Origin of the sequence: Pseudomonas sp. AFG_SD02_1510_Pfu_092, from assembly GCF_003331055.1 — a bacterium.
Taxonomy (GTDB): domain Bacteria; phylum Pseudomonadota; class Gammaproteobacteria; order Pseudomonadales; family Pseudomonadaceae; genus Aquipseudomonas.
The window spans coordinates 121,273-136,410 of the sequence record NZ_PUQD01000006.1 but is presented as its reverse complement, the minus strand read 5'-3'; the positions used below and the strand labels follow the sequence as shown (position 1 = coordinate 136,410).

Sequence of the window (15,138 nt, the reverse complement as noted above, 5' to 3'; positions counted from 1 at the left end):
GCGTTTTTTTGGGGGGGGCGGTGGGGGCGTGGCGGGGGGGTCGCCCCGCCCACCCCCCGCCTGTTTTTGGGGGGGGGGCGGCTCCCCCCGGTTTTTTGGCCGGCACAGGTTTAGCTAAAGCTCACCCCAAGCGGTGCCACTCCCGCTTGTCCCGCACCAGCAACTCATTACCAGCCTCGGGGCCGTCATCACCCGCCGGGTACTCGTGTACCTCGCCACCCTGGGCCCAGGCGTCGAGAAATGGCTGCACCGCACGCCAGCCGTTCTCGATATTGTCGGCACGCTGGAACAAGGTCTGGTCACCGGTCAGGCAGTCGTAGATCAGGGTTTCGTAGCCGGTCGCCGGGGTCATCTTGAAGAAGTCCTTGTAGGCAAAGCCCAGCTCCACATTCTCCATGACCAGCTCCGGCCCGGGGCGCTTGGCCTGCAGGTCGAACCACATGCCCTCGTTGGGCTGGATCTGGATCTTCAGGTAATTGGGCTTGGGCCGTTCCAGTTCCGACTCGCGGAACTGCGCATAAGGTGCGGGCTTGAAACAGATGGCGATTTCGGTGTCGCGCACGCTCATGCGCTTGCCGGTACGCAGGTAGAACGGCACGCCGGCCCAGCGCCAGTTGTCGATCATCACCTTCAGCGCCACGTAGGTCTCGGTCTGGCTGTCTGGGGCGACGTTGGCCTCCTGGCGGTAGCCAGGCAAGCGCTTGCGCCCCTGTTTGCCGGCGCTGTACTGGCCACGCACGGAGTTTTTCAGGGCCATCTTCGCCGACCACGGGCGGATGGCGCCGATCACCTTGGCCTTCTCGCTGCGCACGGCATCGGCGGCGAATGCCGCCGGGGGCTCCATGGCTACCATCGCCAGCAACTGGAACAGGTGATTGGGCACCATGTCACGCAGCGCGCCGGTGCTGTCATAGAACGCACCACGGGTCTCGACGCCGACGGTTTCGGCGGCAGTGATCTGCACATGGTCGATGTAGTGATTGTTCCAGAACGATTCGAACAGGCCATTGGAGAAACGGCTGACCAGAATGTTCTGCACCGTCTCTTTGCCCAGGTAATGGTCGATGCGGTAGATCTGCCGTTCGCCCATCACCTTCAGCAGGCAGGCGTTGAGCGCCTCGGCGCTGGCCAGGTCGGTGCCGAACGGCTTTTCGACCACGACACGGCGAAAGCCGCCGCCCGCTTCGTCGAGCAGCCCGGCCTGCCCCAGGCGCTGCGCCACTTCGGGGAAAAAGCGCGGCGAGGTGGCCAGGTAGAAGATGGCGTTGCCGTGGCTGGTCTTGTCGATACGCCTGGCAATGGCCTCGTAGGTGGCCATGTCGAGGAAGTCGCCGGTCTGGTAATCCAGGCGTTTGGCCAGGCGCGCCCACAGCTTGTCGTCCAGGCATTTGCCCGCGCCCTCGCCGCCCTGGTCGCGCTCGAGCATGAACGCCCGCAGGCGCTCGGTGAAGTCCTCGGCGCTGGCCGGGTTATGGTCGACGCCGACAATACGCAGGTTGCGGTCCAGCAAACCGTCGCGGCTGAGGTTGTACAGCGCCGGCATCAGCAGGCGCTTGACCAGGTCGCCATTGGCGCCGAACAGGAACAGGGTGCAAGGAGGTGCCGCCGGAATGTGCTGTCTGGTCATTCGCCTTTCTTCTCGATGTGGCCACCGAAGCCCAGGCGCATGGCAGACAGTATCTTGTCACCGTAAGTACCCTGCTGCTGGCGCGAGCGGAAGCGGGCGAACAGCGCGCTGGACAGCACCGGCACCGGCACCGCCTGCTCGACGGCGGCGTCGATGGTCCAGCGGCCTTCGCCACTGTCGGACACCGAGCCGCTGAACTGCGACAGCTGCGGGTCGGCCACCAGGGCGTCGGCGGTCAGGTCGAGCAGCCACGAGGTGACCACGCTGCCCCGCCGCCACACTTCGGCGATCTCGGCCACGTTGAGGTCGAAGCGCTGCTCTGCCGGCAGTTCGTTGCCGCCCTTGCTGCGCAGCAGGTCGAAACCTTCGGCGTAGGCCTGCATCAGGCCGTACTCGATGCCGTTGTGCACCATTTTCACGTAATGCCCGGCACCAGCAGGGCCGGCGTGGATATAACCGTGCTCGGCGCGCTGGTGTTCGCCGCTGCGGCCATGGGTACGCGGGATGTCACCGACGCCCGGCGCCAGCGCCTTGAACAGCGGTTCCAGGCGTTCGAACACCGGCTTTTCGCCACCGATCATCATGCAGTAGCCACGCTCCAGCCCCCACACCCCGCCCGAGGTGCCGACGTCCAGGTAATGCAGCCCGCGCCCGGCCAGTTCAGTGGCACGGCGCATGTCGTCCTTGTAGAAGGTGTTGCCGCCGTCGATGATCGCATCGCCCGGCTCCAGCAACTCGGCCAGTTGGGCGATGGTCTGCTCGGTGGGCTCACCGGCTGGCAACATTACCCACACCGCGCGCGGTGCTTTCAGCTTCTGCACCAGCGCACCGAGGTCATGCGCGCCCTGGGCACCTTCGCCCTCCAGGGCGTCGATGGCCTCGCGGTTGCGGTCATGCACCACAGTGCGGTGGCCGGCGCGCATCAGGCGCCTTGCGATGTTGCCGCCCATGCGGCCCAGCCCGATGATTCCCAGTTGCATGAGCCGATGCTCCCCTTGCGAAATAAATGACGACACAGTCGGTTTTCAGGTTAGTCCAGCGAACCGTTCGAGGGTTCAGCGACGAACGGCGAGACCACGATAAACAAAAAAGTTCCCAAGACCTGAGAAAGAATTCAAAATGCGCCCGCATGAAGCGTCTACGCTTTAACTTGTCACTAGCCAATACCGCGAGGTGTGCTCATGGGTACCTTGATGCCTGCAACTCCAACCCAGACCCTCTATGTCTCCGTGCGCCGTGATGAGCTGCGTAAACTGAAGGATGAACGTGACCTGCTGCGTCAGCAGGTTGCCCAGCTGAACCTGCTGCTGGCGCAACAGCGCGCCGATGACAACGCCGTCAGCCTCTGATTACCTTCCCTCCCGTGGGAGCTTGACCGCTCCCACCCTGCTGATTTCGTCTCAATTCAGCATTTCCAGGTCAGCCCTGCTCGGCGGCGAACCTGCATCCATTAAAGATCCCGACCCGGCACTGCGCTCCATTATGGTGCATTAGCGGCTGCAAGCTACAAATCGGCGCATCTTGCCAACGCTGCCCCGCGCCCCTTTCACATGCGGTCACAAACGCCAACGTTTGCGTCTGTTACGCGGTGCGCAATTGTGACCAGCGGGTCACCTTTTCCGCTTTTTCTCTCCTACACTCGGGTTTCGGCCCGCCATTTGCTCAACGGAAGAGTGACGAAAAAAAGTCGAACTTTCCGCAACGCAGGCCGGTCAGGAACTAAGTAGGCCAAATGCAGGGGGCTTCCCCGGCACCGGCCCACACACCCCAACCAGTCCAATCGCCTTCGGCCGGAATGCCGATCGCGCTGTGCCTGCGCGCACGACCCTGGGGCATGGAATGCACTACGCAGCCATTAGAAACAGAGAGAACCAACACGAGACATCGCCACGGGTGCCAGCACCCGACCAAGCATAGGGACGGAGAGAAGTATGATCAGTGCCGCTGTCGAGCCACACGTAGACTCATTCAACCCGGAAAACCGCGAGCCGCTTACCCCGGATTTCGCCACGACAGGCAAGGCACCCGGCGCCCAGCGCCAGCACAACCGCAACAAGCGCAAGATCTTGTTCGTGACCTCGGAAATCGCCGACCTGGTGAAAACCGGTGGTCTGGGTGATGTGTCCGCCGCCCTGCCCCGGGCCCTGGCGCACCTGCACGACGTGCGGGTGCTGATCCCCGGTTACCGGCAGGTGATGGAGAGCGACAACCCCATCCATATCGTCGGTGAACTGGGCGGCCACGCAGCCCTGCCACCGTGCAAGATCGGGCGCATGGACATGGCCGACGGCCTGGTCATCTATGTGCTGATCTGCCCCGAACTGTACGAGCGCGACGGCACACCCTATGGTGCCAACAACGGCCGCGACTGGCCCGACAACCACATCCGCTTCGCCCGCCTGGGCCTGGCGGCCGCCGAAATCGCCGCTGGCGAAGGCCGGATCCACTGGAAGCCCGAAGTGGTGCATGCCCACGACTGGCCCGCAGGCCTGGCGCCGGCCTACATGCACTGGCGCGGGCTGAGCACGCCGACCCTGTTCACCATCCACAACCTGGCCTACCAGGGCGTGTACAGCCGTGGCTGCAGCCCGGAGCTGGCGATCCCCGAGCACGCCATGCAACAGGAAGGCATGGAGTTCTACGGCAAGCTGTCGTTCCTCAAGGCCGGCCTGGCCTATGCCAGCCACATCACCACGGTCAGCGCCACCTATGCGCGGGAAATCACCACCCCGGAATTCGGCTGCGGCCTCGACGGGTTCCTCGCCAGCAAGGCCCAGCAAGGCCTGCTCGGCGGCATCCCCAACGGCATCGACGAGAGCTGGGATTCGGCCACCGACAAGCACTTGCAGCACAACTTCAGCATCAACGACTGGGAAGGCAAGGCGCGCAACACCCAGGAAGTGCGCGAGCTGTTCAAGCTGGAGCCCTCCGAAGGCCCGTTGTTCGCCGTGGTTTCGCGCCTGGTCTACCAGAAAGGCCTGGACCTGACCTTGGGCGTGGCCGACTACATCGTCGAGCAAGGGGGGCAGATCGCGATCATTGGCCGTGGCGAGCCGGAAGAAGAACAGGCCATGCGCGAGCTGGCGCTGCGCCACCCGGGGCGCATCGGCGTGCGCATCGGTTTCAACGAAACCGACGCCCGGCGCATGTTCGCCGGCAGCGACTTCCTGCTCATGCCGTCGCGCTACGAGCCGTGCGGCCTCAGCCAGATGTACGCGCAGCGCTTCGGCTCGCTGCCGGTGGCGCGCAACACCGGCGGGCTGGCCGACACCATCGAGTGCGGGGTTACCGGCTTCCTGTTCAACGAATCCACCGTCGAGAGCTACCGCGAGGCCCTCAGCCGGGCCTTCTATGTGTACGGCAAGAAAGACCTGTTGAACGCCATGCGCTGCCTGTCGATGACCCAGCCGTTCAACTGGTGCCAGGCGGTGGAACCCTACGCCCGGCTGTACGAGGACCTGGTCAAGCAAGCGCAGTTCAGCCATCACTGAGTAGGGAGCCGAAGATGCACAGGCATGGCGCACAGCTGCTGGACGCCACGTCGGCGCGCTTCGCCCTCTGGGCACCCGATGCGCGCAGCGTGAGCTTGGAACTGGAGCAGCAGCCGGCCATCGAGCTGCTGCCTGACGACGACGGCTGGTACACCGGGGTTGCCCCGGCCCGGGCCGGCGACAATTATCACTACCGGATCGACGGCCAGCTGCAGGTGGCCGACCCCGCTTCGCGCTACCAGCCTGCCGGGGTGCACGGCCCCAGCCAGGTGGTGGATGTGGCCAGCTACCCCTGGCAACACCCCTGGCAAGGCCGGCCTTGGCACGAGGCGGTGATCCAGGAAGTGCATGCGGGGGTGCTGGGTGGCTACGACGGCGTCGCCAGCCAGCTGGCACGCCTGGCATCCACCGGCATCACCGCCATCGAACTGATGCCCGTTGGCCAGTTCCCCGGGGAGCGCAACTGGGGTTATGACGGCGTGTTGCCGTTCGCCCCGCAGCACAGCTATGGCACCCCGCAGCAGTTGTGCAGCCTGATCGACCAGGCGCACGGCCATGGCCTGATGGTCATGCTGGATGTGGTGTACAACCACTTCGGCCCGGATGGCAATTTCCTGCACCAGTACGCCAGCCCGTTCTTCCGCGAAGACCGGCAGACGCCGTGGGGCGCGGCCATCGACTTCCGCCGCCCGCAGGTGCGCGAGTACTTCATCCAGAACGCCCTGATGTGGCTGTGCGAGTACCGCTTCGATGGCCTGCGCCTGGACGCGGTGCATGCCATCGACCAGCCCGATTTCCTGGTCGAGCTGGCGCAACGGGTGCGTGCGGCCGTCGAACCCGGCCGCCAGGTGTGGCTGGTGCTGGAAAACGAACACAACCAGGCCTTCCTGCTCGAGCAAGGCTTCGATGCCCAGTGGAATGACGACGGCCATAACGCCTTGCATGTGCTGCTCACCGGCGAAACCGAGGGCTATTACGCCGACTACCAGCAGCAGCCGATCGACAAGCTGGCCCGTTGCCTGAGCGAAGGGTTCGTGTTCCAGGGCGAAGCCAATCGTCACGGCCAGCCCAGGGGCGAACCCAGCGCGCACCTGGCGCCCAGCGCGTTCGTGCTGTTCCTGCAGAACCATGACCAGATCGGCAACCGGGCGCTGGGCGAGCGCCTGAGCGTACTGTGCCCGCCGGCGGCGCTACGGGCAGCGACCGCTGTGTTGCTGCTGAGCCCGATGATCCCGCTGCTGTTCATGGGCGACGACGACGGCAGCCGCGCCCCGTTCCTGTTCTTTACCGATTTCCATGACCAGCTGGCGGACGCCGTACGCGAAGGCCGCCGTGGCGAATTCGCCCACTTCGCCGCCTTCGCCGACCCCGAACAGCGCGCGCGCATACCCGACCCGAACGCCGCGCAGACCTTCGCCAACTCGCGCCCGGACGCGCACGATGTGCTGGCCGGCTGGCACGGGCTCTATCAACAGCTGCTGTCGGTACGCCGCCAGCAACTGATGCCGCGCTTGCCCGGCAGCCGTGCCCTGGGCGCCAAGGTGCTCGGCGCCAAGGCCCTGAGCGCCAGCTGGCGCCTGGGCGACGGCAGCACCCTGCGCATCGACCTGAACCTGGCGGCCCAGCCGCAGCCGGTCGCACTTCCCGAGGCCCGGCTGCGGCTGTTCGACAGCAGCGACGACGCCCACCCGGACTCCACCCTTTGCCCTTACAGCTGCGTGGTCAGCCTGCTGCCCGCCAGCCCGGAGACGCCATGAGCGAACCTTTGCTACACCAGCTTGCCCAGCGGGCCGGGTTGGCGCGCGACTGGGTCGACGCCAACAACCGCCCGCAGCAGGTCAGTGACGATGTGCTGCGCCAGGTACTGGAAGCACTCGGCCATGGCTGCGCCGACGATGCCCAGGTGCGTGACAGCCTGGCCAGCCTCGAGCGCAGCGACGATGCCGAACATGTGCCGCCGCTGCTGACTGCCGATGAAGGCCAGGCGCTTGCGCTCGCGCGCTACTTCGCCGCCCACAGTGCCGTAGAGTGCCACCTGGAGGACGGCACCCGGCTGCAACTGCAGCTGGATGCCCAGGCCCGCCTGCCCGGGCAGTTGCCGAGCGGGTACCACCGGCTGCAGGTCGAAGGCCATGGGTTCACCCTGGCTGTCGCGCCACCCGCTTGCCTGGCGTTGCATGACCTGGTCAGCGCGCCGCCGGCGCGCTGCTGGGGCATCGCGGTGCAGCTGTACAGCCTGCGGCGCCCGGGCGATGGCGGTTTTGGCGACTGCATGGCCCTTGAACAATTGGCCCGCAGCGCTGCCGAACGCGGCGCCGACGCCCTGGCCATCAGCCCGATCCACGCGCTGTCGGCGTTCGACCAGCAGCATTACAGCCCGTACTCGCCTTCCAGCCGGCTGCTGCTCAACAGCCTCTACGCCAGCCCTGCGGCAATCCTGGGCGAGCGCGCCGTGCGCCTGGCGGTAGAGGCCTGCGGCCTGGAACAGGCCCTCGAAGCGCTGGAGCAGGAGCCGCTGGTGGACTGGCCGCGCGCGGCCGACGCCCGGCAGCGGCTGTTGCAGGCGCTGTACAAGGACTTCAGCCAGGCTGACCACCCACTGCGCGCCGACTTCGAGAGTTTTCGCGAGGCCGCCGGCGAAGCGCTGGAACACCATTGCCGCTTCGAAGTGCTGCAGGCCGAAGCCGTCGACCGCGGCCTCGGCGCGGACTGGCGCAACTGGCCGCAGGCCTGGCGCGACCCCTACCACGCCGAGGTGCAGAGCTTTGCCGCCAGCTACCCGGCGCGCATCGAGTTCCACGCGTTCTGCCAATGGCTGAGCGAACGCAGCCTGCAGCGCGCCCACGAGGCCGCACGCGGCAACGGCATGGCTGTGGGCCTGATCGCCGACCTGGCGGTGGGTGCCGACGGCGCCGGCAGCCAGGCCTGGAGCCGCCAGGACGAGCTGCTGGCCAACCTGACCGTGGGCGCTCCCCCGGACATCCTCAACCGCTCGGGCCAGGACTGGGGCATTTGCGGCTTTTCCCCGGAGGGCCTCAAGCGCAACGGCTATCGGGCCTTCATCGAAATGCTCAGGGCCAACCTGGCACACGCCGGCGGCCTGCGCATCGACCATGTCATGGGGCTGCGGCGCTTGTGGCTGATTCCCCGTGGGGCCAAGCCCAGCGAAGGGGCCTACCTCAATTACCCGCTGGACGACCTGCTGCGCCTGCTGGCGCTGGAGTCGGTACGGCACGGCGCGATCATCCTCGGCGAAGACCTTGGCACCGTACCCGCCGGGCTGCGCGAAGCCCTGGCGCAGCGCAACGTACTGGGCATGCGGGTGCTGCCGTTCGAGCAGGCCTCACCCGGCAATTTCACCCCCATCCTGGACTGGCCGGACAACGCCCTGGCCACCACCGGCACGCACGACCTGGCACCACTGGCGGGCTGGCTGGAGAACCGGGATATCGACTGGAGCCACCGCTTGCAACTGATCGATGCCGCTACCGAACTGCATTGGCGCCATGACCGGCAGAAGGAACACGCCGGCCTGCGCCGTACGCTGCAAGCCAACTATGGCCCGCTGGCGGGCAACGACGCCGTGATCGACGCCGCCATTCGCTATGTCGGCCACACCCGCGCGCCGCTGGTGCTGGTCCCGCTCGAAGACCTGCTGGGCTGCGACGAACAACCCAACCTGCCCGGCACCACCGAGGGCCACCCCAACTGGCGCCGGCGCTTTGCCCGCCCGGTGCGTGAGCTGCTCGACGATGAAGACGCCGCCCGGCGCCTGGAACTGCTGGCCCAGGCCCGCGAGCAAGCGTGGGAGCGTGACCGATGAAAGCCCTGACCGCCACCCTGCGCCTGCAATTTCACAGCGATTTCACCCTGGACCATGCCGTACCGCTGGTGCCGTACTTCGCCCAGCTGGGCATCAGCCACCTGTATGCCTCGCCCATCCTCAAGGCCCGTGCCGGCTCCCGCCATGGCTACGATGTGGTCGACCCGACCTGCGTCAACCCCGAGCTGGGTGGCGAAGCGGCGCTGCAACGGCTGGTCGCCGCCCTGCGCCAGCACGGCATGGGGCTGGTGCTCGACACGGTATCCAACCACATGGCCGTGGGCGGTGCCGACAACCCCTGGTGGCAGAGTCTGCTGGCCTGGGGCCGGCGCAGCCCGTACGCCGAGTTCTTCGACATCCAGTGGCACTCCAGCGACCCGTTGCTGGCCGGCCAGTTACTGTTGCCGTTCCTGGGCAGCGACTATGGCGTGGCGCTGAAGAATGGCGAGATACCGCTGCAGTTCGACGCCCAACAAGGGGTGCTGCAGATCGCCCACTACGAACACCGCTTCCCGATCTGCCCGGTCGACTACGGCTGGATTCTCGCCCTCAGCCCGGACCCGGCCCTGAATGCCCTGGCCGAACGCTTCACCGCGTTGAACGCAGCGGCCACGCCGCTGGCCGACGCCCAGCCGCTGCACGCCGAACTGGCGCGCCTGGTGGCGGACGGCGCGGACCTTGCCTCGGCGCTGCAGGCCTTCGACAGCCGCAGCGAGCACGGTTTCAAGCGCCTGCACCTGCTGCTGGAACGCCAGACCTACCGCCTGGCCAGCTGGCGCACCGCGGCCGACGACATCAACTGGCGGCGCTTCTTCGACATCAACGAACTGGGCGGCCTGCGCGTGGAGCGCGCGGTGGTGTTCGAGGCCACCCACGCCAAGCTGTTCGAATTAATCGAGCGCGGCCTGGTGGACGGCCTGCGCATCGACCATGTCGACGGCCTGGCCGACCCGCGTGGTTATTGCCGCAAGCTGCGCCGACGGGTCGATGGCCTGCTCGCGCGGCGGCCGCTGCAGGCTGCCCTGGAGCATTTCCCGATCTATGTGGAGAAGATCCTCGGGGCCAACGAGCACCTGCACCGCGACTGGCTTACCGACGGCACCACCGGCTACGAGTTCATGAACCAGGTGTCGCTGCTGCAGCACGACCCGGCGGGCGAAGCGCCGCTGAGCGAACTGTGGTCCACCATCAGCGAACGCCCGGGCTTCCCCGAAGAGGTGCGCCAGGCGCGCCATCTGGTGCTCAACGCCAGCCTGGCCGGTGACTGCGAGTCGGTCGCCCAGGCCCTGTTGCAGGTTGCGCGCAACGACCTGATGACCCGCGACCTGACCCTGGGCGCCATCCGCCGCGCCTTGCAGGCGCTGGTGGCGCATTACCCGGTGTACCGCACCTACATCAACGCTTGCGGGCGCCCGGCGCAGGACGAAGGGTTTTTCCAGCAGGCCCTGGCCAATGCCCGCCAGGACCTCGCCGAAGCCGACTGGCCGTTGCTGGAACAGCTTGAACAATGGCTGGGCGGCCAGCCCTGGCGCCAGCTGCCTGCGGGCCGCGCGCGCAAGCAGCTGCGCCACGCCTGCGTGCGCTTCCAGCAACTGACCGCACCCAGCGCGGCCAAGGCCATGGAGGACACAGCCTTCTACCGCAGCGCGCGGTTGCTGTCGCGCAACGACGTGGGCTTCGAGCCGGCCTGTTTCAGCGCCCCGCTCGAACACTTCCACAACGAGGCGCAGCGGCGCCTGCGCGACTTCCCCGACAACCTGCTGGCCACCGCCACCCATGACCACAAGCGTGGCGAAGACACCCGCGCGCGCCTGGCCGTGCTCAGCGAACGCGGCCCATGGCTGGCCAGCCGGGTCGAACACTGGCGCGAACTGGCCGCGCCATTGCGTAGCCAGTTGGACGATGGCCCGGCGCCCAGCCCCGGCGACGAACTGATGCTGTTGCAGACCTTGCTCGGCAGCTGGCCACTGGACCTCGACCTGCACGACGACAACGCCCTGCGCCAGTACGCCGAACGCGTCCGCCAGTGGCAGCAGAAGGCCCTGCGCGAGGCCAAGCTGCGCAGCAGCTGGAGCGCGCCGAACGAGGCCTACGAAAGCGCCTGCGCGCGCTACCTCGACGGCCTGTTGCTGGACAGCGAGAACCACCAGCTGCGCCAATCGCTGGCCGATGCCGCGCAGCTGCTGGCCTGCCCCGGCGCCCTGAACGGGCTGGTCCAGGCCCTGCTGCGCATGACCACGCCCGGCGTCCCCGACCTGTACCAGGGCAACGAATACTGGGACTTCAGCCTGGTCGACCCAGACAACCGGCGCGCCGTGGATTACCCCAGCCGGCGTAACACCCTGGACGCCGCCACGCCGCTGCCCGAACTGCTGACGCACTGGCGCGACGGCCGCATCAAGCAGGCCCTGACCGCGCGGCTGCTGGATTGCCGCCAGGCCCACGCCGAGCTGTTCCGCCGTGGCGCCTACCTGCCGCTGACCGTGCACGGCCGCCACGCCGACAAGGTGGTGGCTTTCGCCCGCCTGGGCGAAGGCGAGCAGGCCGTCATCATTGCGCCACGCCTGGCCAGTACCCTGCTGGGCGATGCGCCGATACCCCTGATCCCGGCACAGAACTGGGACGACACCCGGGTGAGCCTGCCGTTTGCCTGGTCGCCTGGCAACTCGACGGGACTTTTCCCCAGCACTGCGGTCAGCTCTTCCAGGGAGCTGTTGTTGAGCGCCGTTCTGGCGGAGTTTCCAGTCAACCTGCTGATACAAAAATCTTGAGCATCAGGAGCGTCATGATGAGTGTTGATGAAAAGCGTATCCGCGAATTCGCCTACCAGATCTGGGAGTCAGAAGGTAAGCCGGCCGGCCAGGAAGAGCGCCATTGGGACATGGCCCGCAAGCTGGCTGAAGCCGAAGCGCTGGCGCCTAAAGCGGCGCCGCGCAAGCGCGCCCCGGCCAAACCCAAGGTAGCGGCGGCGCCGACGGCCCCTGCCGAGCCCAAGGTGGCTGCCCTGCCGGGGGTCAAACCGGCAGCGGCGGCGAAAAAGCCCCGGGCGGCGAAAAAGCCTACTGCCGGTTAAGCCTGGGCCGGCCGCTTCGCCGCCAACCCCGCTGCCAGGAACGTCGTGCAGCGGGTTTAGCCGCGAACAGGCCGCAGCAGGACTGCCTACCCATCCAGACCAAGGCCATAGAGGATTGCCATGAGCCCCCGCACCCCGAAGAAAACCCGCTCGGTCGCCCCATCGCGTATCCGTGAAGGCCTGCCCTTCCCCCTCGGCGCCACCTGGGATGGCCTTGGGGTCAACTTTGCGCTGTTCTCGGCCAACGCCACCAAGGTCGAACTGTGCCTGTTCGATTCCACCGGCGAGCACGAACTGGAACGTATCGAACTGCCCGAATACACCGACGAGATCTACCACGGCTACCTGCCCGACGCGCACCCAGGGCTGGTCTACGGCTACCGCGTACATGGCCCCTACGAGCCGGAGAACGGGCACCGGTTCAACCCCAACAAGCTGCTGATCGACCCTTACGCCAAACAGCTGGTCGGCAGCCTGCAATGGTCCGAAGCGCTGTTCGGCTACACCATCGGCCACCCCGACGGTGACCTGTCGTTCGACGAGCGTGACAGCGCGCCCTTCGTGCCCAAATGCAAGGTGATCGACCCCGCCTTCACCTGGGGCCGTGACCAGCGGGCGCTGATTCCCTGGGAACGCACCATCCTCTACGAAGCGCACACCCGTGGCATCAGCATGCGCCACCCGGCCGTACCGGAAGAACTGCGCGGTACCTTCGCCGGCCTGGCCAATGACGAGCTGCTCAAGCACATCAAGGAACTGGGCGTTACCAGTATCGAGCTGCTGCCGATCCATGCCTTCGTCAACGACCAGCACCTGCTGGACAAGGGCCTGAACAACTACTGGGGCTACAACAGCATCGCCTTCTTCGCCCCGCACCCGCGCTACCTGGCCAGCGGCAAGATCGCCGAGTTCAAGGAAATGGTCGCGCACCTGCACGACGCCGGGCTGGAGATCATTCTCGATGTGGTCTACAACCACACCGCCGAAGGCAACGAGCGCGGGCCGACGCTGTCGATGCGCGGTATCGACAACGCCTCGTACTACCGCCTGATGCCGGACGACAAGCGCTACTACATCAACGATTCCGGCACCGGCAATACCCTGGACCTGAGCCACCCCTGCGTCCTGCAACTGGTCACCGACTCGCTGCGCTACTGGGCCGGTGAAATGCACGTGGACGGCTTCCGCTTCGACCTGGCGACCATCCTCGGCCGCTACCACGACGGTTACAGCGAACGCCACGGTTTCCTCGTCGCCTGCCGCCAGGACCCGATGCTGAGCCAGGTGAAGCTGATCGCCGAGCCCTGGGACTGCGGCCCGGGTGGCTACCAGGTGGGCAACTTCGCCCCCGGCTGGGCAGAGTGGAACGACCGCTTCCGCGACACCGTGCGCGCTTTCTGGAAGGGCGACGAAGGCCAGCTGGCCGACTTTGCCTCGCGCATGACCGCCTCGGGCGACCTGTTCAACAACCGTGGCCGGCGCCCCTATGCCTCGGTCAACTTCGTCACCGCCCACGACGGCTTCACCCTGCGCGACCTGGTGTCGTACAACCACAAGCACAACGAAGACAACGACGAGAACAACCAGGACGGCACCGACAATAACCTGTCGTGGAACTGCGGTGCCGAGGGGCCCAGCGATGACCCTGCGGTGAATGCCCTGCGCATGCGCCAGATGCGCAACTTCTTCGCCACCCTGCTGCTGGCCCAGGGCACGCCGATGATCGTCGCGGGCGATGAGTTCAGCCGCACCCAGCATGGCAACAACAATGCCTACTGCCAGGACAGCGAGATCGGCTGGGTGAACTGGGAGCTGGACGAAGAAGGCCAGGAGCTGCTCAAGTTCGTCAAGCGCCTGACCCGCTTGCGCCTGACCTACCCGGTACTGCGTCGATCGCGCTTCCTGGTGGGTGACTACAATGAAGCGATCGGGGTCAAGGATGTGACCTGGCTGGCACCGGACGGCAACGAGATGAGCGTGGAGCAGTGGGAAGACCCGCACGGGCGTTGCCTGGGCATGCTGATCGACGGTCGTGCCCAGGTCAGCGGCATTGCCCGGCCAGGCGCCGAGGCCACCGTGCTGCTGATCGTCAATGCCCACCATGACATCGTGCCGTTCAAGTTGCCGGCCGTGCCCGAAGGGGATTACTGGAGCTGCCTGGTCGATACCGACCGGCCGGAACTGCGCAAGGGCCAGCACCTGCAGTTCGACAGCAGCTTCGAGGTGAAGGGGCGCTCGCTGTTGCTGATGGTGCTGCAGCGCGATGAAGAGTGAACCCTGCGCACTGCGCAGGCTCCATTGAGTATCGGCCTCATCGAGGAGTAACCGTGGACCCCGAAGCCGGCGACAAAGGTTTCGCCACCGTCAACCAGGCCCCAGCCGTGAACCGGCTGCGGGTGCTGACGGTGAACACCCACAAGGGTTTCACCGCCTTCAACCGGCGCTTCATCCTGCCGGAACTGCGCGAGGCGGTGCGCAGCACCCAGGCTGACATCGTCTTCCTCCAGGAAGTGCTCGGCAGCCATGACCGCCACGCCGCGCGCTACCCGGGCTGGCCCCAGACCTCCCAGTACGAGTTCCTCGCCGACAGCATGTGGAGCGATTTCGCCTACGGCCGCAATGCGGTGTACCCCGACGGCCACCACGGCAACGCGCTGCTGTCGAAGTACCCGATCATCGAACACCGCAACCTCGATGTATCGATCACCGGCCCCGAGCGCCGGGGCCTGCTGCACTGCATCCTCGATGTACCCGGCCAGCGTCAGGTGCATGCCATCTGCGTGCACCTGTCGTTGCTGGAAAGCCACCGCCAGCAACAGTTGCAACTGCTGCGCAAGCTGCTCGAATCATTACCGGTCGACGACCCGGTGATCATCGCCGGCGACTTCAACGACTGGAAGTCTCGCGGCAACCGCACCCTGGGCCTGCAGCAGGGCCTGCACGAAGCGTTCGAACGCCACCACGGCCAGCTGGCCCGTACCTACCCTGCCCGCCTGCCGCTGCTGCGCCTGGACCGGGTGTACCTGCGTAACGCGCAAAGCCATGGGCCGCGGATTCTGGGGCACAAACCTTGGTCGCACCTGTCGGACCACCTGCCGTTGGCGGTGGAAGTCAGGCTCTAACA

General features: G+C 66.4%; 10 protein-coding genes. 8 read left to right on the top strand and 2 right to left on the bottom strand.

The features are described from left to right. Nucleotides 1-121 precede the first annotated feature (121 nt). Entirely contained in the window at nt 122-1,627 is a 1,506-nt protein-coding gene (zwf, locus tag C6A77_RS04890; protein WP_114168264.1) for a glucose-6-phosphate dehydrogenase, read from the bottom strand. Continuing rightward, complete coding sequence (gene gnd / locus C6A77_RS04885) at nt 1,624-2,607, bottom strand: phosphogluconate dehydrogenase (NAD(+)-dependent, decarboxylating) (RefSeq protein WP_114168263.1); 984 nt, start codon at nt 2,605-2,607, stop codon at nt 1,624-1,626. The genes zwf and gnd overlap by 4 nt, the downstream gene beginning before the upstream one ends. Nucleotides 2,608-2,808: 201 nt before the next feature. Between gnd and C6A77_RS25610 the strand changes: the two genes are divergently transcribed. From C6A77_RS25610 to C6A77_RS04850, 8 genes are all read left to right on the top strand, one after another. Then, on the top strand, nt 2,809-2,976 hold the full coding sequence (locus C6A77_RS25610) for a DUF6026 family protein (RefSeq protein WP_241507387.1): 168 nt from the start codon (nt 2,809-2,811) through the stop codon (nt 2,974-2,976). Between the two features lie 582 nt (nt 2,977-3,558). Continuing rightward, on the top strand, nt 3,559-5,118 hold the full coding sequence (gene glgA / locus C6A77_RS04880; protein ID WP_114168262.1) for a glycogen synthase GlgA: 1,560 nt from the start codon (nt 3,559-3,561) through the stop codon (nt 5,116-5,118). A 14-nt stretch (nt 5,119-5,132) separates the two neighbouring features. After that, nucleotides 5,133-6,875, top strand: a complete 1,743-nt coding sequence (gene treZ, locus C6A77_RS04875; protein WP_114168261.1) for a malto-oligosyltrehalose trehalohydrolase — start codon at nt 5,133-5,135, stop codon at nt 6,873-6,875. After that, the gene (gene malQ / locus C6A77_RS04870; protein ID WP_114168260.1) at nt 6,872-8,941 is read left to right on the top strand and encodes a 4-alpha-glucanotransferase; all 2,070 of its coding nucleotides are present in this window, start codon (nt 6,872-6,874) and stop codon (nt 8,939-8,941) included. Before treZ ends, malQ begins: the two co-directional genes overlap by 4 nt. Continuing rightward, entirely contained in the window at nt 8,938-11,712 is a 2,775-nt protein-coding gene (locus C6A77_RS04865; protein ID WP_114168259.1) for a malto-oligosyltrehalose synthase, read from the top strand. Before malQ ends, C6A77_RS04865 begins: the two co-directional genes overlap by 4 nt. Before the next feature lie 14 nt (nt 11,713-11,726). Next, a complete protein-coding gene (locus C6A77_RS04860) occupies nt 11,727-12,014 on the top strand; it encodes a DUF2934 domain-containing protein (protein ID WP_114168258.1) in 288 nt (95 codons plus the stop codon). A gap of 120 nt (nt 12,015-12,134) precedes the next feature. Further along, nucleotides 12,135-14,288: a glycogen debranching protein GlgX gene (gene glgX, locus C6A77_RS04855; protein WP_114168257.1), complete on the top strand. Its 2,154-nt coding sequence runs from the start codon at nt 12,135-12,137 to the stop codon at nt 14,286-14,288. 53 nt (nt 14,289-14,341) lie between these two features. Beyond that, nucleotides 14,342-15,136 carry an endonuclease/exonuclease/phosphatase family protein gene (locus tag C6A77_RS04850; RefSeq protein ID WP_114168256.1) on the top strand — a complete coding sequence of 265 codons (795 nt, stop codon included), beginning with the start codon at nt 14,342-14,344 and terminating at the stop codon, nt 15,134-15,136. The last annotated feature ends 2 nt before the right edge of the window (nt 15,137-15,138 follow it).

Bases quoted from the DNA above. Each gene is read 5' to 3' on its own strand.
- zwf (WP_114168264.1), bottom strand. From the start codon at position 1,627: ATGACCAGACAGCACATTCCGGCGGCACCTCCTTGCACCCTGTTCCTG.
- gnd (WP_114168263.1), bottom strand. From the start codon at position 2,607: ATGCAACTGGGAATCATCGGGCTGGGCCGCATGGGCGGCAACATCGCA.
- C6A77_RS25610 (WP_241507387.1), top strand. From the start codon at position 2,809: ATGGGTACCTTGATGCCTGCAACTCCAACCCAGACCCTCTATGTCTCC.
- glgA (WP_114168262.1), top strand. From the start codon at position 3,559: ATGATCAGTGCCGCTGTCGAGCCACACGTAGACTCATTCAACCCGGAA.
- treZ (WP_114168261.1), top strand. From the start codon at position 5,133: ATGCACAGGCATGGCGCACAGCTGCTGGACGCCACGTCGGCGCGCTTC.
- malQ (WP_114168260.1), top strand. From the start codon at position 6,872: ATGAGCGAACCTTTGCTACACCAGCTTGCCCAGCGGGCCGGGTTGGCG.
- C6A77_RS04865 (WP_114168259.1), top strand. From the start codon at position 8,938: ATGAAAGCCCTGACCGCCACCCTGCGCCTGCAATTTCACAGCGATTTC.
- C6A77_RS04860 (WP_114168258.1), top strand. From the start codon at position 11,727: ATGATGAGTGTTGATGAAAAGCGTATCCGCGAATTCGCCTACCAGATC.
- glgX (WP_114168257.1), top strand. From the start codon at position 12,135: ATGAGCCCCCGCACCCCGAAGAAAACCCGCTCGGTCGCCCCATCGCGT.